This is a genomic window from Klebsiella sp. LTGPAF-6F, from assembly GCF_001753185.1.
GTDB lineage: Bacteria > Pseudomonadota > Gammaproteobacteria > Enterobacterales > Enterobacteriaceae > Klebsiella > Klebsiella michiganensis.
Map to the genome: position 1 here is coordinate 389,655 of NZ_CP017450.1, position 22,254 is coordinate 411,908.

Consider the following 22,254-nt stretch of genomic DNA (forward strand, 5'->3'; position numbering starts at 1 on the left):
TCTGCTTTCCCTCACTGGACACTACCATGAAAAAATTAGCTTACTTTATCTGTTTTTGTTCCTGCCTGTCTGTCGCGCAGGCCAGCGTGGTGGTGGGCGGTACGCGAGTGATATTCGATGGTACGCAAAAGGCAGCGACGGTATCTGTGCAAAATAAAGATAACGTTACAAATATTGTCCAGTCCTGGATCGCAGTTGTGGATGAGGCATCACCAGCAAAAGATTCCTTTATTACCACCCCTCCGCTGTTTCGCCTGAAGGCTGGCGAACAAGGGTTTGTCCGAATCCTCCGCTCAGGTAAACCGCTGCCCGAAGAGCGAGAGTCGATGTTTTGGCTGAATATTAAAGGTATTCCCGCTATGGATAGCGCGCCGGACAAAAACATGGTGCAGTTTGCCATTAACTCGCGGATTAAACTTATTTTTCGACCAGCGGCATTAAAAAATGCCATACCGGAAAAGTTTGCCGAAAAACTGCAGTGGTCTGCTGAAGGCAGAGATATTAAAGTTAAAAACCCCTCGCCATTATATATGAACTTTTCTGATATTACGGTTAATGGTAAGTCAGTTCCTGAAGCATGGTTTGTTGCGCCTTTTTCAACCATAAAAATACCGGTAGCAAACACATCTTCACCAGGGAAAAAGAAAATCACATGGAGCGTGATCAATGACTATGGAATGCCGGGACCAAAATATACCGCCATCATTCAATAACGTTGGACAGAATTTTACATTCCTGTTGAAACGTGGCTACGTTGCCATTATTTCCTGCTTTATCACTATTCCGTTACCCGCTATCGCAGGTGAGTATTTCAATCCTCACCTGCTGGAGGTCAATGAAACCGGTACAACGGCCGTCGACCTGAGCTATATTTCCCAGGAAACCGTCCCGCCGGGGGAATATAACCTTGATGTTTATATTAACGACGAATTTATTGCTTCCGAATCAATCAGCTTCACGCAACAGAGTGAAGATCGTGACGCTTCTGCACCCTGTATCAGCGTCGCGCAGCTGAAAGCGTGGTCAATCAAAACGGAAAATTACCCCGAGCTTACGGCCGCGGGTTCCCGTTGTGCCAGGCTTTCAGCGATCCCTGGTTGGGGAACCACGGTATTACTTTCGCAACAGCGCGTAGATTTTAACGTGCCTCAGGTCGCGGTAATGCATCATCCGCGAGGATATATCCCTGAAAGCCGGTGGCAGCAGGGTATTACCGCGGGGCTACTTAACTATAATCTCTCGGGGCAAAAGACCGATCCGCGGCACGGCGGCGAAGCGACGTCCAGCCAGTTTGTGAGCCTGCAGCCGGGTTTAAACGTCGGGCCGTGGCGTTTACGGAACTACAGTACCCTCAACCATAATGATGACGGCAACCAGTGGGACTCGGTCTACAGCTATATTTCACGTGATATCCAGGCCCTGAAAGGCCAGATGATCCTCGGCCAGACCTATACGTCATCAAGCGTGTTCGACAGTATTAGCTTCACCGGGCTACAGCTGAACTCAGATAAAGAGATGCTACCGGATAGCTTGAACGGCTTTGCACCGGTCATTAAAGGCATCGCCCGTACCACCGCCGACGTGACGGTCTATCAGAACGGATACAGCATTTATAAAACAACTGTTCCCCCTGGCGCGTTTGAGATAAACGATCTTTACCCAACCGGGAGCGCGGGCGATCTGAATGTGACGGTGAAAGAATCCGATGGCAGTGAACAGAGCTTTGTGGTGCCTTTTGCTTCGCTGGCGATTTTGCAGCGCGAGGGCCAGATAGATTACGCCCTGAGCAGCGGTAAAACGCGATCGGGGAGTTCTGGCGGCAAAGAATATAATTTCCTGCAATCTAACATTGCCTGGGGGGCATCGAGCAACGTCACGCTGTATAGCGGTTTTCAGCAGCTGGAGAATAAATACAGTAACTTTCTCCTCGGTGCCGGATTTAACCTTGGCACGATCGGCGCGCTCTCCTTTGATGCATCCCAGTCGCGGGCGGATATAAAAGAGACGCCAACGTCGGAGCATACGTCATCCAGCGAAGGGCAATCTTATCGCGTGCGCTTTAGTAAAGATATTCCGCAGACGGGAACCAACTTCTCCGTCGCCGGGTATCGTTATTCAACCCATGGCTATTATTCGCTGCAAAATTTTATTGATAGGTCGAATGCGCATAGCGGGTGCTGTTCCTCAACGGGGCGGACTAAAGATCGTTTTGACGCTTCAGCTTCTCAGATTCTCGCAGGGTATGGTTCACTCTCCCTCTCACTGGTCAGCGAATCTTATTGGGATAATTCACGTATGGAGTCGTTGGGCGTGAGCTATAGCAACTCCCTTGGCCGCATTTCCTATTTCGTTAACTACTCCTATAGCCGAAATGTCCAGAGTTCAGGCCAGAATAGCGATAGTTCACAGACCAGCGATAATCTTATTTCACTCACGGTGAGCGTACCCTTTGGTGCGGATATCTCGGCCAGCTACAATATGAACAGCAGCCGGATGGGCGACACCACCCATAGTCTGGGTTTAAGCGGTTCGGCTTTTGCGGACCGTTCTCTGAACTGGAATATGCAGGAGGGTTACAATGCCAGCGATAAAAAGACTTCCGGCAACGTCAATCTAAACTATCAGGGTTCAAAAGGTGAAGTCACCGCGGGATACGGGTATGACAGCTATAGCGCCCACTATAATTACTCGCTACGCGGTGGGATGCTCGCCCATTCCAGCGGTATAACGCTGTCACGCTATCTGGGCGAAAGCGTTGCGCTGGTTGAAGCGCCTGGCGTCAGCAATATTGCGGTGCGCGGACAGACTAACGTGATGACCGACTCTGCCGGATACGCCGTTGTACCCTTCGTACGACCCTACCATGAAAATAATCTCTCTCTTGATGAACAGCAGGTCTCGGGAGCGGAAATCGATAATATTGCCAAAACGGTGGTCCCGACGCGCAATGCGATTGTAAAAGTTAAATATGATACCTGGATTGGCTATAAAGCGATGATGACCCTGCGGTTTAATAATAAAGAAGTCCCTTTTGGCGCCGTTATTACATTAGATGATAAAAGCGCGGATCGTAAAGAAAAACGCAGCGCTATCGTGGGCGATTCCGGACAGGCCTATTTGGCTGGGCTACCTGAAAAAGGCCGGTTATATGTGAAATGGGGTGGTGGCCAGAATAGCCAATGCTATGTTGACTATGATTTATCAGATAATAAATCGGTCGATGATATCATTTTTTATGCAGCGGATTGCCGATGATGGATAACAGGATGATTGCCTTGATACATACATTAAAAATGGAATTGATGAGGAGAAATAATGGCGGGCGATTAATGAAATCGTACGGGGTATTTATTATCACTATCGGCCTTGCATTGATCTTTGTAAGGCCAGCCTGGGCTTATGATGCCAATAGTACTGTTAATTTCAATATCACCGGTAAGATTGAAGAGCCCGTATGTGAAGTGTCGGTAAAGCCCTCCAGCGCGATCGATCTGGGAACGGTTTCCTTTCAACGTCTGACCGGTAAACCAGGCGCGAGTAGTGATGCCACGGCTGTTGCCATTGCTTTTGAACATTGCTCAACGGGTATGACCTCGGTGACGATAACATTTAACGGTAATTCATTTAATAGTACCTATACAAGTATTTATGAGAGTGAGCTAATTGATGGCGCAAAGAATGTGGGGTTACAGCTGCTAAGCGCTGTGGATCAGAAAAACCTTGGGCCAAACGATACGTATACCTATGCCCTCACTGATGGCGCTGAACATGCTTTTAATATGATCGCCAGAATGTATACGCCTAACGGAAAAATAACGGCGGGGAAGGTGGCTTATACCGTTACTTTCGACGTGACCTATAAATAATAGTACGCATAAAGACATATAAATGGAGTTAGCATGAAACGTGTTTTTTTACTGCTGCTACTGTGGCTGTTTCCAGTTTGTAGTTGGGCCTGCAATTACTATATAAATGGCGGGGATATCACCATTGCCAACCTGCCGCCAAGAATATTGCTTAGCGCGGATAACTATACGGCCGGAACCATTCTCTATGACTCCGGGAAAATAACCGGGCCACAAACTTCGATGAATAATTGTAATGGTAGTATTTACGCACAGTTTAAATGGGAATCCACAATGGTGGGTTCTCAGACCAGCGATCATATCTATACGACTTCAGTGCCGGGGATCGGTATCAGAATAAAAGTGTGGCTTAATGTCACGGGGCAAATGGACGGTTACAGTACTCAAATTAAACCTGACTATAGCGAACATTATATAGGGGATGCAGATTATCTATTGGGGCAGGGGAGCTTCTTTAATTATTATAACCACTCTAACTATAATCCTGCCTATCAATTGCAATTGATCGCCACTGGCGGCGCTATCGCCAGCGGTAGTGCTCTGACCTTGGGTAACCCAACCTCAACGGTATCCATCAAAGATGGTGATGGCACGATGGCAGCTTCCAGTTTGCGCGTCACTGGCACCACGCAAATCCAGCTGGTGCCGATGGGGTGCAATGTTGATGTGACCAGTCTGGTGTTTCAGATGGGTAACGTCAGCGCCTCTGAATTTAATAAGGCGACAAAAGTCGGTTCTGCACAACAAAATCTGACGCTGACTTGCGAACCAGGAACGAATGTCACAATGAAGGTCTCTGCCTCTCCAGCCCAGGGAGATAATCCAGACAATAGCGTGATATCCCTGGGATGGGCTCCTGATGCGGCAACAGGTGTCGGCGTGCAATTGAATCTTAATGGAAAGGCATTACCCTTGAATGCTGATCTCACATTGTTTTCATCCAGCAGAACGACAGTTTTGAATTCGGGTGCAGAGGCCAGTTACGGTGTATTCAGCAATCCGGACAACCCAGGAGGGGCTTCAGGTACAGAGATACTTTCCTTTACGACTAACTATTATAAAACCGGTTCCGATGTGAAGGCCGGGCAGGCGAATGCCAGCGGAACCTTGAACTTTACCTACAATTAACCTACATGCCGCGGGTTGCTTCCCCGGCCTTCTGACCGGGGTACGGGCAATCATTAATGCGCCTGGCCTTTCTCGATGCCGATACCGGTCTGCGAACGGATAAACTGGGCGCGGAACAGCTCGCGTTCGCGCGCGCCTTCCGCGGAGCTATCGGTGGCGGAGAAGAACCAGATACCGATAAAGGCCACGGCGATAGAGAACAGCGCCGGATATTCATACGGGAATATCGCCTTTTCGTGACCGAGGATCTGCACCCAGATGGTCGGGCCGAGGATCATCAGAATCACCGCGGTCAGCAGACCCAGCCAGCCGCCAATCATCGCCCCGCGGGTGGTCAGCTTCGACCAGTACATCGACAGCAGGATAATCGGGAAGTTACAGCTGGCGGCGATGGAGAACGCGAGGCCGACCATAAAGGCGATGTTCTGATTCTCGAACAGGATGCCCAGCATAATCGCCACCACGCCGAGGATCAGCACGGTAATCTTCGACACCTTCAGCTCCTGACGCTCGGTCGCTCCTTTACGGAACACGTTCGCATACAGGTCGTGAGAGACCGCCGACGCGCCCGCCAGCGTTAATCCTGCGACCACCGCCAGAATAGTGGCGAAGGCCACGGCGGAGATAAAGCCGAGGAACAGATTACCGCCGACCGCGTCCGCCAGATGCACCGCCGCCATATTGTTACCGCCGATAAGCTGACCGGCCGCGTCTTTGAACGCCGGATTCGCCCCCACCAGCATGATGGCGCCGAAGCCGATGATAAAGGTCAGAATATAGAAGTAGCCCATAAAGCCGGTGGCGTAGAACACGCTCTTACGCGCTTCTTTGGCGTCGCTCACGGTGAAGAAACGCATCAGAATATGCGGCAGACCCGCGGTGCCGAACATCAGCCCGAGGCCGAGCGACAGCGCCGATATCGGGTCTTTCACCAGTCCGCCTGGGCTCATTATCGCCGAGCCTTTCGGGTGGACCGCCATCGCTTCGGTGAACAGATTATTGAAGCTGAAGCCGACGTGCTTCATCACCATAAAGGCCATAAAGCTGGCGCCGAACAGCAGCAGGACCGCTTTGATAATCTGCACCCAGGTGGTGGCGAGCATGCCGCCAAAGAGGACGTAAAGCACCATCAGCACGCCGACCAGCACCACCGCAACGTGGTAGTTGAGGCCGAACAGCAGCTGGATAAGCTTACCCGCACCGACCATCTGGGCTATCAAATAGAGCGCCACCACCACCAGCGAACCGCAGGCGGAGAGGGTGCGGATCGGCCCCTGCTTAAGACGATAGGACGCTACGTCGGCAAACGTGTAGCGCCCGAGGTTACGCAGGCGTTCGGCGATAAGAAACAGAATAATCGGCCAGCCGACGAGGAAACCGAGCGAGTAGATCAGCCCATCGTAGCCGGAGGTGTAAACCAGCGCGGAAATGCCGAGGAACGAGGCCGCCGACATAAAATCGCCGGCAATCGCCAACCCGTTCTGGAAACCGGTGATATTGCCGCCCGCGGTGTAGTAATCGCTGCGCGAACGTACGCGTTTTGAGGCCCACCAGGTGATATAGAGCGTCAGGGCGACGAAAATCAGGAACATGATAATCGCCTGCCAGTTGGTCGGCTGGCGCTGTACCGCGCCGGTGAGAGCATCTGCGGCATTGACGGTCAACGGGAGCGTGGCGGCGAGCGCCGTCAGGACTTTCTTCATGATGCTTTAACCTCGCTGAGAATGCTTTTCGTCATCCGATCAAATTCACCATTTGCCCGCCAGACGTATATTCCGGTTAAGACGAAAGAGATAACGATCACGCCGATACCAATCGGAATTCCCCGGGTGACGCTGGTTCCCGCATGCAGCGGCGTGCCCAGCCAGCCGGGGGCGAAGGCGATAAGCAGAATAAAGCCCACATAAATCACCAGCATAATCAGTGACAGGATGGCGGCAAACCTTTGCCGGGCTGCAACAAGCTCCTTAAAATGCGCACTATTTTCTATCCGCTGACAAATCTGTTCGTTCATCGTAGCGTCTCCAGAGGTTCCCTTTCGTCATTCACGCGCCGGTCGTCGGCAACACTCATCCGCCCGGCAGTTAACTGTCGGGAATCAGCCTGTTTACCGCTTTCCTGCTACCTGAAATCCTTGGGGAGTCGTAATTATATCCTCTCCCCTGGTGGGGAGAGGGTGTAGGGGATCGTTGGTTTACGATGGCATAGCGATGGCCTGCTTCTCTTCGAGCAGTTTTTCCACCACGCCAGGATCGGCAAGCGTTGAGGTATCGCCGAGGTTACTGGTATCGCCCGCGGCAATTTTGCGCAGAATGCGGCGCATGATTTTGCCCGAACGGGTTTTCGGTAACGAATCGGTCCAGTGCAGCACGTCCGGCGTCGCCAGCGGGCCAATCTCTTTACGTACCCAGTTGCGCACCTCGGCGTACAGCTCCGGCGTCGGCTCTTCGCCATGGTTGAGGGTCACGTAGGCGTAGATGGCCTGGCCTTTAATGTTATGCGGAATGCCGACCACCGCCGCTTCGGCGATTTTCGGATGCGACACCAGCGCCGATTCAATTTCGGCGGTACCCAGACGGTGGCCGGAAACGTTCAGCACGTCATCGACGCGGCCGGTGATCCAGTAGTAGCCATCTTCGTCACGGCGCGCGCCGTCGCCGCTGAAGTACATATTTTTAAAGGTGGAGAAGTAGGTTTGTTCGAAGCGTTCGTGGTCGCCAAACAGCGTGCGCGCCTGGCCCGGCCAGGAATCGGCGATCGCCAGGTTCCCCTCGGTCGCGCCTTCAAGCAGCGTGCCTTCGTTATCCACCAGCACCGGCTGGACGCCGAAGAAGGGACGCGTGGCGGAACCGGCCTTCAACTCGATGGCGCCGGGCAGCGGGGTGATCATAAAGCCGCCGGTTTCGGTCTGCCACCAGGTGTCCATCACCGGGCACTTCTCGTTGCCGATCTTCTTCCAGTACCACTCCCAGGCTTCCGGGTTAATCGGTTCGCCGACGGAGCCGAGAATGCGCAGGGAAGAGCGGTCGGTGCCTTCGATGGCCTTATCGCCCTCCGCCATCAGCGCGCGGATCGCCGTAGGGGCGGTATAAAGAATGTTGACCTGATGCTTATCGACCACCTGGCACATACGCGCCGGGGTCGGCCAGTTCGGTACCCCTTCGAACATCAGCGTCGTCGCGCCGCAGGCCAGCGGGCCGTAGAGCAGGTAGCTATGGCCGGTGACCCAACCGACGTCGGCGGTGCACCAGTAGATGTCGCCCGGATGATAGTCGAACACGTATTTAAAGGTTGACGCCGCATAGACCAGGTAGCCGCCGGTGGTGTGCAGCACGCCTTTTGGCTTACCGGTCGAACCGGAGGTATAAAGGATAAACAGCGGATCTTCGGCGTTCATCTCTTCGGGCTGGTGTTCCGCGCTGGCTTTCTCGATCAGATCGCTCCACCACAGATCGCGGCCTTCCTGCCAGTCGATTTTGCCGCCGGTACGTTTGAACACCACCACGTTTTCGATGCTCTTCACGTGCGGATTTTTTAGCGCGTCGTCGACGTTCTTCTTCAGCGGGATCGCGCGACCGGCGCGCAGCCCTTCATCCGAGGTGATCACCAGGCGAGAGTTGGAATCGATGATACGGCCGGCGACCGCCTCCGGCGAGAAGCCGCCGAAAATGACCGAATGGATAGCGCCGATGCGCGCGCAGGCCAGCATGGCCACCGCCGCTTCCGGCACCATCGGCATATAGATAGCCACGACATCGCCCTTTTTAATGCCCAGATCGAGCAGAACGTTGGCAAAGCGGCAGACATCGCGATGAAGCTCGCGATAAGTGATGTTTTTGCTCTGGCTGGCATCGTCGCCTTCCCAGATGATGGCCGTCTGGTCGCCGCGCTCCGCCAGATGGCGATCGAGGCAGTTAGCGGCGAGGTTCAGCGTACCGTCTTCATACCACTTAATGGAAATATTGCCCGGCGCGAACGAGGTGTTTTTCACGCGCGTATAGGGTTTTATCCAGTCAAGGATTTTGCCCTGCTCGCCCCAGAAGGCGTCAGGTTCGGTGACGGACTGCTGATACTGCGCCTGGTACTGTTCCGGGTTAATCAGGCAACGTTCCGCAATATTAGCGGGAATAGAGTGTGTATGTATTTGGCTCATGGCTTTTTTTCTCCTGTAGGTTGTTAAATATATGTCAAATAAACGTTAATAGTAGGGGCTTTGGCGGCTTTGTTTGCTATTTGGGGGGCAGATCACGCAATAATTAAATTGAATGAAAAGCAATCAAATGAAACTTTGATATGAAATAATTTCTGAATTGAATTTATAGAAAATGAATATATTAAATATTTTTTATAACAAATACTTATGCAACATAAGGTGGGGATATTAGCGGGTTTATGCATAAAACCAGAGTAAACCGCTGTTCTTAAAGACTTGCGCAGCATGCCGTGCAAATGATACTGATATTGCGCGTTAAATAACCCTATAAAGCAACGCAACACAATTCATACCCCTTTCAGTGGGTGCCATTACCTCCCGGAATGGCGCTTTTCATCGAGGAAGTCTGTAGTGAAGAAAAAAACAAAAGTCAGCCTGGCCTGGCAAATTTTGCTGGCTCTGGTGCTGGGCATACTTCTGGGCAGTTACCTGCATTACCATGCCGAAAGCCGTGACTGGTTAATCTCAAACCTGCTGACCCCGGCAGGCGATATCTTTATCCATCTGATTAAAATGATCGTCGTACCGATCGTCATCTCGACCCTGGTGGTCGGTATTGCGGGCGTGGGCGATGCGAAGCAGCTGGGCCGTATCGGCGCGAAGACCATTATCTATTTTGAAGTGATCACCACGGTGGCGATCGTGCTGGGGATTACCCTGGCTAACGTCTTCCAGCCGGGGAGCGGAATCGATATGTCGCAGCTGGCGGCGGTGGATATTTCGAAATATCAAAACACCACGGCGGAAGTGCAGAGCCACGCGCATGGCCTGATGGGCACGATCCTCTCGCTGGTCCCGACCAATATCGTGGCCTCGATGGCGAAAGGCGACATGCTGCCGATCATCTTCTTCTCGGTGCTGTTTGGTCTGGGCCTCTCCTCGCTGCCCGCCACCCACCGCGAACCGCTGGTAACGGTGTTCCGCTCTATCTCTGAAACCATGTTCAAAGTGACGCACATGGTCATGCGCTATGCGCCGGTGGGCGTGTTCGCGCTGATTTCGGTGACCGTGGCGACCTTCGGCTTCGCCTCGCTGTGGCCGCTGGCGAAGCTGGTGATTCTGGTTTATTTCGCCATTCTGTTCTTTGCGCTGGTGGTATTAGGCATCGTGGCGCGGGTGTGCGGACTGAGCATCTGGACCCTGATCCGCATTCTGAAGGATGAGCTGATTCTGGCCTACTCTACCGCCAGCTCCGAGAGCGTGCTGCCGCGGATTATTGAGAAGATGGAAGCCTATGGCGCGCCGGCGTCAATCACCAGCTTCGTGGTGCCGACCGGCTACTCCTTTAACCTCGATGGCTCAACGCTGTATCAGAGCATTGCGGCGATCTTTATTGCCCAGCTGTACGGTATCGACCTCTCCATCTGGCAGGAAATTACCCTTGTGCTGACGCTGATGGTGACGTCGAAAGGGATTGCCGGCGTACCGGGCGTCTCCTTCGTGGTGCTGCTGGCGACGCTGGGCAGCGTGGGCATTCCGCTGGAAGGTCTGGCGTTTATCGCCGGCGTTGACCGTATCCTCGATATGGCGCGTACCGCGCTGAACGTGGTGGGCAACGCGCTGGCGGTGCTGGTTATCGCCAAATGGGAACACAAGTTTGACCGCAAAAAAGCGCTGGCGTACGAGCGTGAAGTGCTGGGAAAATTTGATAAAACGGCGCAATAAAACAGCAAGCCCGGTGACATCGCACCGGGCTTTTTCTTATCTTTTACTGATCCTGTCGAACTCTTCACAGCCGGTATCAAACCCCTCCTGACAGCTGACGTTGAGCCAGTGCAGCGCTTTCTGCTTGTTGGGTTCGATAAAGCCTTTTTCCCCCTGCTGGAAAAGCATCCCGGCCCAGTATTCAGCGTAGCCGGTGCGGGAGAGGGCAGAGCTCTCTTTAAAATACTGCGTCGCCTTTACGTCATCTTCCGGGGGATGAACGCCGCTGGCGTAGATCAGCCCCAGCAGCATCTGGGCGTCGACGGCTGAATCGCTTTCCGGATCCTGGGCGGCATGCTGTAGCAGGGAGATGGCGTGCGGATAGTTCGGCGTACCGGCCTGCTGGTTCACCAGCACCCGGGCGAGGACAATTTCTCCCGCCCTGCTGCCGGTCTGCACCGACTTTTCCGCCAGCGCTTTCGCCTGGCGGTAGTCGGCCTGCTGCGGATTGCGGATTTTGAGCTGAGCCAGCAGCGCCAGCGCATCGCCGTCGCCCTTGTCTGCCGCTTTCTGCGCCCAGTATTCAGCCTGCGGAAAATCGCCGAAGCTGACGTAAGTGTCGGCCAGGTAGTACTGCGCGCGCGGGTCGCCCGCTTCGGCCAGCGGTTTGTACTGGCTGCCGGGTTCCATGGCGCCTGCGGCGACGCTTGCCATCACCAGCAGTAAATAGAGGTATTTCATTTTTTATTATCGGTAGAGGACATAGCGAGCAGTATAAAGGCAGGTGAAGGAGAAGAAAACGACGGGAACGAGTGGGGGATACTCATGGTTTATCCGAATAATCGTGCCGTCTGTTTCCCCGGGGGCGGCGCTGACGCGCCTTGCCCGGGCTACGGATTGTGTAGCCCGGACAGGTGCGAAGCACCGCCTCCGGGGAGGCGGCCTGATTAGCCCATCGCGCTTTCGCGCAGGCGGGTTTTAAGCTTATTGTACTCGTCAATCACGTACTGCTCGGCGGCCCGCTGGTCGGCAATCGGCTCAACGTTGACGGCGCAGTACTTATACTCCGGCGTTTTGGTTATCGGGCTCAGGTTCTCGGAAACCAGCTCGTTACAGGCGCCAATCCACCACTGGTAGGTCATATAGACCGCCCCTTTATTTGGACGATCGCTGACCTGCGCGCGGGTGATAATACGGCCCTTACGCGAGTTCACCCACACCAGCGCCTCATCCTCAATGCCCAGACGTTCGGCATCGGCGGTATTGATCTGCGCATAGCCCGGTTCATCCGCCAGCGCGGCCAGCGCCGCACAGTTGCCGGTCATCGAACGGCACGAGTAGTGGCCGACTTCGCGCACCGTCGACAGCACCATCGGGTATTCGTCGGTGAGTTTGTCAATCGGCGCGACCCAGTCGCAGGTGAAGAACTGCGCCAGACCGTTCGGGGTATCGAACTTCTCTTTAAACAGATAAGAGGTCCCCTGGTCGGCGTCGGACTCATCGCGGCACGGCCACATGACGTAGCCCAGCTCGCCCATTTTCTCGTAGGTGGCGCCGTAGAAATCCGGGCACAGATGACGCAACTCGTCCCAGATTTCCTGAGTGTTGTTGTAGTGCATCTTGTAGCCCATCCGGGTGGCGATTTCGCTGATGATCTGCCAGTCGGTTTTCAGGTCCCACTTCGGCTCTACCGCTTTAAAGAAGCGCTGGAAGCCGCGGTCCGCTGCGGTATAAACGCCTTCGTGCTCGCCCCACGAGGTGGAGGGCAGGATAACGTCGGCCGCTGAGGCGGTTTTGGTCATGAAAATATCCTGGACGATAACCAGTTCCAGATCGTCGAAAGCCTTACGCACGGCGGACAGCTCGGCGTCGGTCTGGAGCGGATCTTCCCCCATGATGTATGCCGCCCGCACTTCGCCATGCGCCGCGCGGTGCGGCAGCTCGCTGATGCGGTAGCCGGTGTGCGCCGGCAGGCTGTCGACGCCCCAGGCTTTGGCGAACTTCTCGCGGTTTTCCGGGAATTTAACGTACTGATAGCCCGGATAGGTATCCGGCAGCGCGCCCATGTCGCAGGCGCCCTGAACGTTGTTCTGGCCGCGCACCGGGTTGACGCCGACGCTCGGCTTGCCGAGGTTGCCGGTGAGGATCGCCAGGCTGGTCAGCGAACGTACGGTCTCCACGCCCTGGTAGAACTGGGTGACGCCCATGCCCCACAGGATGGCGGCGGATTTCGCGCTGGCGTACATGCGGGCGCAGGCGCGGATCTCCTGGGCACTCACGCCGGTAATCTCTTCCACCGACTCCGGCGTATAGCCTTCGACGATTTTGCGATACTCTTCGAAGCCTTCGGAACGGCTGGCGACGAAGGATTTATCGTAGAGATCCTCTTCGATGATCACGTGCCCGATAGCGTTGAGCAGCGCGATATTCGAGCCGTTCTTCAGCGCAATGTGCATATCGGCGATGCGCGCGGTTTCGATTTTACGCGGATCGCAGACGATGATTTTCGCCCCATTACGTTTGGCGTTAATCACATGATTCGCCACAATAGGGTGTGAATCTGCCGGGTTATACCCGAAGATAAACACGAGATCGGTGTTGTCGATCTCGGTGATGGCATTACTCATAGCGCCGTTACCGACCGATTGGTGCAGACCTGCAACCGATGGGCCGTGTCAGACGCGAGCGCAGCAGTCGACGTTATTGGTACCAATAACGGCGCGCGCGAATTTTTGCATCACATAGTTGGTTTCGTTACCCGTCCCGCGGGACGAACCGGTAGTCTGAATCGCGTCCGGGCCATACTTCTCTTTAATGGCGCTGAGGCGAGTGGCGACGTAATCGAGCGCCTCATCCCAGGAGACGGATTCCAGTTTGCCGCCGCGCTGGCGACGGATCATCGGGGTTTTCAGGCGCGGGGTAAGGATCTGGGTATCGTTAATGAAGTCCCAGCCATAATAGCCTTTCAGACACAGGGTTCCCTGGTTGGTTTTCCCCTGTGCCGCCTCCGCCCGAACGATTTTGCCGTTATCGACCACCAGGTTGATTTTGCAACCTGATGCGCAATACGGGCAAACCGTGACGACTTTTTTCATCGGTCTTGCTCCAGTTAATCAATTGGCGCATACGCGCTATCGCGCCGTCACTATGCATCTTCTATGCCATGTTTTCACTGTGGGTATTGACTGATGATACGTCGTTTTTTTGGGCGAAATGCTGACGAAAAACAGGCTATCGTCAGTTTTGACGTGTCGACGCGGGCGCCTGTGACGCGGCCGGGTAGCCCGGCCAGGCGCGCAGCACCGCCGCCGGGGGGGAAGAGGCAGGTCCGGGTTATTGGCGTTACCTCGGCTAGCTTAAATACCGGCTTCTCGCCAGCGCCGCCGCGCCCTGAGCGCCGTTAAACGCGGAAGAGGAGGCGGCGATAAAGCGTACGGCCTGATACGGCAGCGGACGGCGGACGTAGGTTTTGACCATGGCGATGACGGCTTCACGCGGGAAGGCGGGCATATCCATTACTCCGCCGCCGAGGATCACCGCATCGGGGTCGAACAGGTTGATGCTGGTGGCGATGGCGCGGGCGGCGTGGTTTAGCAGCTGCTGCACAAACGGCTCCCGCGCGGCGTGAACGAACAGCTCGCCCAGTTCATAGGCGCGCGGCTGCTGTTCATACCAGCGCTTTAGCGCAATTCCGGAGCAGACGGTTTCCAGACAGGCGGGGTTGCCGCAGGCGCAGGTGAGGGCGTCATCCCCTTGCGGAATATGTCCCAGCTCGCCCGCCACGCCGTGGGCGCCGGTCCACGGTCCGCCGTTCAGCCAGACCGCGAAGCCCATACCGGTGCCAAGATAGGCCGCCAGCACCTCCTGCTCCTGCAGGCCGTTCTGCTGCACATCAAAAGAGAGCTGCAGATTCACATCGCGGGAAAACTCCACCGGGCAGCCCAGCGCCGCTTCCAGCCGGTCGGCCAGGTTATACAGGTCGGCGGCGGCCAGCGGCAGATTGGGCGTTGAGATAATCGTCCGCTTGTCTTTTGCCACCAGCGCCGGAAACCCCATCACCAGCCCGCAGCAGTGGGCGTCGTGCTGGGTCAGCTGCTGCTGCAGCAGGTTTTTAATACCGTTGACCAGGCCGTCGGCGCTAATCACGTCGGCGGTGCGCCGCTTTTCGCAGTGCAGCGCTTCGCCCTGCGCCGTTTGCAGGCAAAGCCGGATATGGGTCGCGCCCATATCTACGCCCGCGACGACGTTACGCTGTTTTTGCATGAGGCAGTACCTCGCGTTTTGCCGTCAGGATCTGCTCTGCCATGATCTGCCACGCGTCTTCTATCTTATCGGCGTGATTGAAGAGGCCTGAGGTGCCGACGATAAAGACGTCCGCGCCCGCCGCCATCAGTTTTTGATAGGTGGCTTTATTGCAGGAGCCGTCGATTTCGATCTCGTAGCTCAGCCCCTCTCGCTCGCGCCAGGCTTTCAGTTCGGCGATTTTTTCCAGCATCTCCGGGATAAACGGCTGCCCGGCGAAGCCAGGATCGACGGTCATCACCGTGATTTTGTCGGCTTTATGAATGTAGTACTTCATGGTCTCAACCGGGGTTTCCGGGTTAAGGATCAGTCCGACCTTCATGCCGTGGCGACGGATCTCTTCGATCAGGCGGAAGGCCTGGCCATTAATCGTTTCCGGATGCAGGGTGATAAAATCCGCCCCCGCCTGCGCCAGCTGGCTAATGTAGTCCTGCGGGCGGGTGACCATCAGATGGCAGTCCAGCGGTTTGCTGGCCAGCTTTTTGACCTGGCTGACGAAAAACGGCGACAGGGTCAGGTTTGGTACAAAATGACCGTCCATAATGTCGATGTGAAAATAGTCTGCGTGCTGGTCGATAAACTCGATCTGTTCTTTGAATTTCAGCAGATCCATACACATTAAAGAGGGAGCAATTTTCATGATAAATTCCTTACTTACTGATAAGACGGTCGAGGGCGACAGCCGCGATGATTAATCCGCCCATTACCACCAGCTGGTAGTAGGTTTGTACTTGCAGGATGTTCAGTCCGTTGTTGATAGTGCCGATAATCAGGCCGCCGATGACCACCGAGAAGATGCGTCCTTTACCGCCGAAGAAGCTGGTGCCGCCAATGATGGCGCTGGCGATGGCGTAGGTTTCAAAGCCCATGCCGGCCAGCGGTTCCGCCGCCCCGAGGCGGGCGGTGGAGACCACGCCCGCCAGCCCGGCGCAAACGCCGGAAATGATGAACACCAGCAGCATGTGGAACTTGACGTCGATGCCGGAGTAGAAAGCGGAGTGCTTGTTACCGCCCAGCGCGTAGATGTTGCGGCCCACGCGCATACGGGTGGTCAGGAACCACAGGATCACCGCCACAATCAGCGAGAAGATCACCGGAACCGGAATGCCCAGCGGCGTGGCGGCGAAAAAGTTAACGAAATCAAACGAAAACCCGTACACCGAATTGGCATCAGAGATCACCAGCGTAATACCGCGGAAGATGGCGTTGGTGCCGAGGGTAATAATGAACGGATGCAGGCCGGTCCAGTTGACCAGGCAGCCGTTGATGGCCCCCAGCGCGCCGCCGACCAGCACGCCGCCAATCAGCGCCGCGAGGAACGGGTCGACGCCCGCCAGCATCAGCTTCGCGGTGACCATCCCGGAGAGCGCGAGGATCGCCCCGACCGACAGGTCGATCCCGGCGACGAGGATCGCGAAGAACTCGCCCATGCCGATCAGGACGGTGACCGAGCTCTGGACGAAGATCTGCGTAATATTGTTGGTCGTCAGGAAGTACTCTGACGACAGGGTGCCGAAGATGGCGACGATGATGGCGAGAATAAAAAAGGTGCCGTATTTATCCCAGAACAGCGCGAAGTTAAACGGTTTTTTCTCGCCCATTTCGCCTTTCACTCTTGTGGTAGTGCCCATGCCATAATCTCCTCTTCGCTCATGTCGTCGCGATTGGTCAGGATTTGCGTCAGTCGCCCTTCGCAGAACACGGCAATGCGGTCGCAGACGGCGATAATTTCAGGTAGTTCGGACGACACCATCAGGATGACTTTTCCGTCATCGGCCAGCTGGCGCATCACTTTATAAATTTCGGCTTTTGCGCCCACGTCGATACCGCGCGTCGGCTCGTCAAAAATGATCACTTCGGGGTTGCAGCATAGCCATTTGGAAATCAGCACCTTCTGCTGGTTGCCGCCGGAGAGCTCGGTGATGTTCTGATCGACCGAATGGCACTTCAGCGCCAGCAGCTTGCGCTGCTCCTCCGCCGTTCTGCGTTCGTCGCCTTCGCGGAACAGCCCCATGGCCCCTTTGTAGCCGCCGCGCTTCAGGCTCTGGCTGACCGCCATATTCTGGGCGATGGAAAAATTGGGGAAAAAGCCGTTTTCCCGGCGGCTTTCGGTGATATACCCCATGCCTTTCTTTAAGGCGTCGAGCGGCGAGCGGGGCGAGATCGCCTTGCCGTTGAGGTATATTTCACCGCTGCTACGCTTATCGACTCCAAACAGGCAGTCCATCAGCTCGGTGCGCCCGGAGCCGACCAGCCCGGCAAAACCGAGAATTTCGCCGCGATTCACGCTAAATGAGATATCGCGTACCTTTTTCTTGTCATGGCTGGTGACGTTTTTCACTTCGAACACCGTCTCGCGGGCGATGTTGCCGGTGCTCTCTTTCATGGCGTTGAAGCGGTTTTGCAGCTCGCGGCCGACCATCAGGCGTACGATGTCGTCGTTATTCACTTCGCTGACCTTCCCGCTGCAGACGCTGCTGCCGTCTTTCATCACCGTGTAGCGGTCGCAGATGCGGCGTATTTCCGCCAGCTTGTGCGAGATATAAACAATGGCGGTGCCCTCTTTACGCAGCTGGTTCATGATCAGGAACAGATAGTCCACCTCTTTATTGGTCAGCGAGGAGGTCGGTTCATCCATGATCAGCACTTTAGCGTCGAGCATCAGCGTCTTGGCGATCTCCAGCATCTGCTTGTGGCTGATGGAGAGATTCGCCACCTTTTCGTCTAAATCGATCTTCAGCCCGACGCGCAGCAGCATCATCGCCGCCCGTACGCGCATTTCCTTCCAGTCGATAACGTTGACGCCGCAGACTTTTTTCGTCAGATGGCGGCCAATATATAAATTCTCCAGCACCGTTAATTCATCAATGACGCTGAGCTCCTGATAAATAATTCCAATGCCGAGCTGGGCCGCTAATTTATGATCAAGCTTGTGGTAGTTAACGTTATTAATCGTAATGGTGCCTTTGGTCGGTTCATGTATTCCCGACAATACTTTCATCAGCGTTGATTTACCGGCACCGTTTTCCCCTAGTAACGCATGTATTTCATGGGGGTAAATAGTTAAATCAACCGATTTTAATGCGTGAACCGGGCCAAAGGATTTGCCGATCCCCGCCATTGAAATATATGGCGTGAGCATAGAAAATTTCCTTTATTACCGCTGCGTGATTTCCCCTCTTCCAAAGAAAGAGGGGATGCACAGACCTATTTCGTCACCAGAATGGAATCCACCAGCGTAAACTGCGGGGCTTTATCCAGCGGGATGACTTTGCCGCTCTTCTCGGCGTCGACCATCAGCTTAAGACCCGTAGCGCCAATATCCGCCGGGTTCTGCGCGATAGTGGCGGTCATTTGCCCGGCTTCGACCATTTTGCGCGCTTCCGGAATACCGTCGGTACCCACCACCAGCACCTTGCCGGTTTTGCCGGCGTTCGCGACGGCCTGGGCGACGCCCATTGCCATGGTGTCGTTGGCGCAGTAAATCGCTTTAACGTTCGGGTTACGCTGCAGCACGTTCGTGGCGACGTCCAGCGCTTTGATGCGGTCCCAGTCGGCAGGCTGGCTGGCCACCAGCTTGATCTGGCTCGCTTTTTTGAAGGCTTCGGTGGCGCCGCTGCGGCGAGCTTCGCCGGAGGCGTTACCGGCTTTGCCTTCGATAATAGCGACTTCGCCGCCTTCCGCGCCGAGCTTGTCGATGATAAATTCCGCGCCTTTTGCCCCCACCGCCACGTTATCGGTGGTGACAAAACCTTCGACGTTGCCGCCGGCTTTCTTCAGGTTATCCATATCGATTTTTTCATCGAGGTTGACCAGAAAGATGCCCTTTTTCCACGCTTTGGCCACCGGCATGACCAGGTTTACCGAGGAGAGCGGCGCAAAGGCGATACCTTTGTAGTTTTTATTGCTCAGGTCTTCAAACAGCTGCAGCTGCGACTGAAAATCCCCTTCGGAAGGAGAGGCAAAAATATCGACGCTTACGCCTAGCGTTTTGGCTTCGTCCTCAATACCCTTTTTCATATCCACCCAAAATGGATTGGATAAGGTTTTTAATACCACAGCATAATCGGCGGCGGCAAAGGCGCTGGTGGATAACATTACGCCCATGAGCGTGCCGCTGAAAAGTTTCAGATATTTATTCATGGCAGTATTCTCAGTGTAGGATACAGTTATATTGATCCCACCAGTGTGGGATCGGTTTTTTATTTAAGCGCGCCGGGTGAAAAGAAATTAACAATCGCGCCAGTTTTTTGCATATTTAAATTCGCTTGCTCAATGTTGAGCTGTGCAACGGAAACAAAAAACGCATCTAATAATGTGAGTTGTAATATACGCGCTGAGGCGTTACGCCCTAATAAAGGCGTCTCTGGTGCTGGCGAACAAATAATAAAATCAGCTAACTTGGCAATCGGCGAATGGTAGCTATGGGTGATACAGATAATTTTCGCCCCGTTCTTTTTCGCCAGCTCCACCGCTGATTTGATATCGCTGGTGCGCCCGGAGTGCGAGACCACCAGCACGACATCGCCTTCCTTCAGCAGCGAGGCGGACATCATCATGATATGCGCGTCCGGGTAGGCCTGGCAGCGCACGCCGATGCGTAAAAACTTATGCTGCACGTCGGCGCAGATGGCGTTGGAGCCGCCCGCGCCGTACAGGTCGCGCTGGTTGGCCTGGGCAAAAAAGCGCGCCGCGCGGTGAATTTCGTCGACGTTCACGATCGACTGGCCTTCCATAATGGTGCGCAGGGTGATGTTGAACACCTTATTCACCACATCCTGCGGCGCATCATCAAAGGAGAGCTCGGTCGGTAACACCTGTTCAGACTGCGAAAAGTAGGCCTCCAGCGCGCTGCGCAGGTTACGAAAACCGCTAAACCCCAGCAGCTTAGAAACCTTAACGATCATGGCTTCTGATACCGACAGCGCTTCCGCGACGTCCTTGATTGCCGGCGCATCGCTGAGATTGCCGGGGGTAAGCAACCATTCGACGATACGGCTCTCGTTTTCGGTCATCCCTTCCTGCTTCATGCGAAGCCAGGGGGCAAGGCCGATGCCGTTAGGGAGCGAACTGGATTCTGTCTGACTCATCGCTTTCTCATTGTCCATAAAATGAAGACGACACTATATCACCACAGGCGAAACAAAAAAGATACTACCAACTTCACAAAATTATATTTTTTATAAAGTTATGTTTATCGTGAAGTTTTGTTAATGTTGATTTTATTTTAATTTCTTATAAATTCATTATAAATCAGTTCGTTATTGTTTTATTTTGGTTCTTTTTTTGCAAGGTGAAAACCAAGTTAAATAACGCTTTTGTCTTGATTTGTAAAATTTACCCGTGTAGAAAGGAGCCTGATGATGCTGTTTTCAGCGTTTCCTGGGGCATTTTTAGGCGTTTAAATCACAACGCCAGTCATCCTTGTAAAGTTAACAACAGGCGAGGCTAAGTATGAAAAGGATTGCATTTGGCTGCGATCACGTCGGGATTATCCTGAAAGACGATATTCTTGCGCATCTGCGCCAGCGCGGCATTGACGTCGTAGATAAAGGCGCATGGTCCACGGAACGTACCGACTATCCGCGCTATGCCAGCGCCGTCGCTCAGGCCGTTGCCGCCGGCGAGGTCGACGGCGGGATCCTGATCTGCGGCACCGGCGTCGGCATCTCTATCGCCGCCAATAAGCACCCGGGTATTCGTGCGGTGGTGTGCAGCGAGCCCTACTCGGCGCAGCTTTCACGACAGCATAACGACACCAATATTCTGGCCTTTGGCGCGCGGGTGATCGGCCTTGAACTGGCGAAAATGATCGTCGATGCCTGGCTGGCTGCCGAATTTGAGGGCGGGCGACATCAGGGGCGAGTGGACGCCATCGGCGCGATTGAACAGCAGCGGATTTGAGATTCCTCCGCTACTCCCGGCGATAGCCCTTGATTAACGTAGAGCCAGCCCCCCGATGAGACTGGCTTTATGAAACGTTACTCTACCGCTTTGCTTATCTGCACCTTGTCCCTCGCCGGCCAGCTGGCGCACGCCGATATGATTGACGACGCGATCGGCAATATTCAGCAGGCCATTAATGATGCTTATCATCCGGGCGATAGCCGGTCTGACGATGATGACTATGATGATGGGCGCTATCAGGACAGCCGCCAGCAGAGCGCCGATCGCCAGCGGCAGTATGACGATCGGCGGCGGCAGCTTGAGGATCGCCGACGCGAACTTGACGAGCGCCAGCGCCAGCTTGATCGGGACCGCCGTCAGTTGGAAAGCGACCAGCGCAAGCTGGATGATGATTATTGATACGGCACGACCCGCGGCTTTCGCCGCGCCCGCTTAATCCAGCGCTATCTCCATGCCGTCAAATCCCGCTTCAAATCCCGCCGGTAGAGCATTCTCCATCATCCACGCATCGAAGCGGTGGCTGATATGGGTGAGGATCACCCGCGGGCAGCCGATGACCTGGTTAATGGCCCGCACGGTGTTCAGGTCGCAGTGGTTGCGCGGCGGCTGCGGGCGCGGCTCGTGGCTACAGTCGATAATGATAAGCTGCGGCTGGTTATTCAGCAGGAACTTCAGCGTTTTCTCCGGCAGCGCGGCGGTATCGGATAGCCAGGCGACCCGGCTGTGTGCCGACTCCAGCAGATAGCCAAACGTGAGCCTTGAGTGGTTCAGCGGCAGCGGCGTAACGCGCAATCCCTGAAGTTCAAATCTTACAAAGGGTTCGACGGTATGGCTGAAATCCAGCAGGCCCGGATGCTTAAACAGATCATCGCAGCCCTGTTCATCCGGGGGGCCGTATACCGCAATAGGTTCGCCCACGCCCCAGCGCAGCGGGAACAGGCCTTGAACGTGATCCATATGATAATGGGTGAGCAGAAACTGCTGAAAGCTGCCGGCGGGCCACTGCGTCATCAGATCCGGTAGCCCGGCATCGAGCAGGGTCACCGCGTTGTTGAATTTGACGACCGCGCTACAGGGACGGCGACGATGCGCTTCGTCGACGCGGGCGCGGCGGCAGGCGGGGCAGTCGCAGCCGAAAACCGGTACCAGCTGCGCGCCGCCGGTGCCGGTTAAGCGGATAGTCAGGCTCATCTC

Annotated in this window: 19 protein-coding genes; 7 read left to right on the forward strand and 12 right to left on the reverse strand. The window is 54.9% G+C overall.

Features of this window, described 5'->3' with window-relative positions; genetic code table 11:
- Nucleotides 1-26: 26 nt before the first annotated feature.
- The 4 genes from BJF97_RS01820 (at nt 27) to BJF97_RS01835 (ending at nt 4,994) form a co-directional block, all read left to right on the forward strand.
- The gene (locus BJF97_RS01820) at nt 27-713 is read left to right on the forward strand and encodes a fimbrial assembly chaperone (RefSeq protein ID WP_032695081.1); all 687 of its coding nucleotides are present in this window, start codon (nt 27-29) and stop codon (nt 711-713) included.
- Complete coding sequence (locus BJF97_RS01825) at nt 667-3,255, forward strand: fimbria/pilus outer membrane usher protein (protein ID WP_032695082.1); 2,589 nt, start codon at nt 667-669, stop codon at nt 3,253-3,255. The genes BJF97_RS01820 and BJF97_RS01825 overlap by 47 nt, the downstream gene beginning before the upstream one ends.
- Nucleotides 3,256-3,329: 74 nt before the next feature.
- Complete coding sequence (locus tag BJF97_RS01830) at nt 3,330-3,866, forward strand: fimbrial protein (protein ID WP_223226775.1); 537 nt, start codon at nt 3,330-3,332, stop codon at nt 3,864-3,866.
- Between the two features lie 33 nt (nt 3,867-3,899).
- Nucleotides 3,900-4,994, forward strand: coding sequence for a type 1 fimbrial protein (locus tag BJF97_RS01835; protein ID WP_032695084.1), 1,095 nt, complete (start codon nt 3,900-3,902; stop codon nt 4,992-4,994).
- A 53-nt stretch (nt 4,995-5,047) separates the two neighbouring features.
- Here the strand turns inward: BJF97_RS01835 and actP are convergent, their stop codons facing one another.
- From actP to acs, 3 genes are all read right to left on the reverse strand, one after another.
- Nucleotides 5,048-6,697, reverse strand: a complete 1,650-nt coding sequence (gene actP, locus BJF97_RS01840) for a cation/acetate symporter ActP (RefSeq protein WP_032695085.1) — start codon at nt 6,695-6,697, stop codon at nt 5,048-5,050.
- Nucleotides 6,694-7,008: a DUF485 domain-containing protein gene (locus BJF97_RS01845; RefSeq protein ID WP_014227566.1), complete on the reverse strand. Its 315-nt coding sequence runs from the start codon at nt 7,006-7,008 to the stop codon at nt 6,694-6,696. Before BJF97_RS01845 ends, actP begins: the two co-directional genes overlap by 4 nt.
- Before the next feature lie 180 nt (nt 7,009-7,188).
- On the reverse strand, nt 7,189-9,147 hold the full coding sequence (gene acs / locus BJF97_RS01850) for an acetate--CoA ligase (RefSeq protein ID WP_032695086.1): 1,959 nt from the start codon (nt 9,145-9,147) through the stop codon (nt 7,189-7,191).
- Between the two features lie 411 nt (nt 9,148-9,558).
- On the opposite strand from acs, the gene gltP reads away from it, so the two are divergent.
- On the forward strand, nt 9,559-10,872 hold the full coding sequence (gene gltP / locus BJF97_RS01855; RefSeq protein WP_004109428.1) for a glutamate/aspartate:proton symporter GltP: 1,314 nt from the start codon (nt 9,559-9,561) through the stop codon (nt 10,870-10,872).
- Between the two features lie 36 nt (nt 10,873-10,908).
- Here gltP and BJF97_RS01860 read toward each other — a convergent pair whose 3' ends face one another.
- The 8 genes from BJF97_RS01860 to BJF97_RS01900 form a co-directional block, all read right to left on the reverse strand.
- Nucleotides 10,909-11,592, reverse strand: coding sequence for a tetratricopeptide repeat protein (locus BJF97_RS01860; RefSeq protein WP_014837150.1), 684 nt, complete (start codon nt 11,590-11,592; stop codon nt 10,909-10,911).
- 206 nt (nt 11,593-11,798) lie between these two features.
- Complete coding sequence (gene fdhF / locus BJF97_RS01865) at nt 11,799-13,946, reverse strand: formate dehydrogenase subunit alpha (protein WP_077598876.1); 2,148 nt, start codon at nt 13,944-13,946, stop codon at nt 11,799-11,801.
- Between the two features lie 256 nt (nt 13,947-14,202).
- Nucleotides 14,203-15,114, reverse strand: coding sequence for an allose kinase (gene alsK, locus BJF97_RS01875; protein WP_032695088.1), 912 nt, complete (start codon nt 15,112-15,114; stop codon nt 14,203-14,205).
- The gene (gene alsE, locus BJF97_RS01880) at nt 15,098-15,793 is read right to left on the reverse strand and encodes a D-allulose 6-phosphate 3-epimerase (RefSeq protein ID WP_032695089.1); all 696 of its coding nucleotides are present in this window, start codon (nt 15,791-15,793) and stop codon (nt 15,098-15,100) included. Before alsE ends, alsK begins: the two co-directional genes overlap by 17 nt.
- Before the next feature lie 10 nt (nt 15,794-15,803).
- Nucleotides 15,804-16,784, reverse strand: a complete 981-nt coding sequence (gene alsC, locus BJF97_RS01885; RefSeq protein WP_014837152.1) for a D-allose ABC transporter permease — start codon at nt 16,782-16,784, stop codon at nt 15,804-15,806.
- Nucleotides 16,763-18,295 carry a D-allose ABC transporter ATP-binding protein AlsA gene (gene alsA, locus BJF97_RS01890; protein ID WP_014837153.1) on the reverse strand — a complete coding sequence of 511 codons (1,533 nt, stop codon included), beginning with the start codon at nt 18,293-18,295 and terminating at the stop codon, nt 16,763-16,765. Before alsA ends, alsC begins: the two co-directional genes overlap by 22 nt.
- Nucleotides 18,296-18,360: 65 nt before the next feature.
- A complete protein-coding gene (alsB, locus tag BJF97_RS01895) occupies nt 18,361-19,296 on the reverse strand; it encodes a D-allose transporter substrate-binding protein (protein ID WP_025107677.1) in 936 nt (311 codons plus the stop codon).
- Between the two features lie 59 nt (nt 19,297-19,355).
- Nucleotides 19,356-20,243: a MurR/RpiR family transcriptional regulator gene (locus BJF97_RS01900; protein ID WP_004097852.1), complete on the reverse strand. Its 888-nt coding sequence runs from the start codon at nt 20,241-20,243 to the stop codon at nt 19,356-19,358.
- Between the two features lie 364 nt (nt 20,244-20,607).
- Between BJF97_RS01900 and rpiB the strand changes: the two genes are divergently transcribed.
- Nucleotides 20,608-21,057, forward strand: a complete 450-nt coding sequence (gene rpiB, locus BJF97_RS01905) for a bifunctional allose-6-phosphate isomerase/ribose-5-phosphate isomerase RpiB (RefSeq protein ID WP_004097854.1) — start codon at nt 20,608-20,610, stop codon at nt 21,055-21,057.
- Between the two features lie 69 nt (nt 21,058-21,126).
- Nucleotides 21,127-21,459 carry a DDRRRQL repeat protein YjdP gene (yjdP, locus tag BJF97_RS01910; protein ID WP_032695090.1) on the forward strand — a complete coding sequence of 111 codons (333 nt, stop codon included), beginning with the start codon at nt 21,127-21,129 and terminating at the stop codon, nt 21,457-21,459.
- 33 nt (nt 21,460-21,492) lie between these two features.
- On the opposite strand, the gene phnP is transcribed toward yjdP, so the two are convergent.
- The gene (gene phnP, locus BJF97_RS01915) at nt 21,493-22,251 is read right to left on the reverse strand and encodes a phosphonate metabolism protein PhnP (RefSeq protein ID WP_014227578.1); all 759 of its coding nucleotides are present in this window, start codon (nt 22,249-22,251) and stop codon (nt 21,493-21,495) included.
- Nucleotides 22,252-22,254 lie beyond the last annotated feature (3 nt).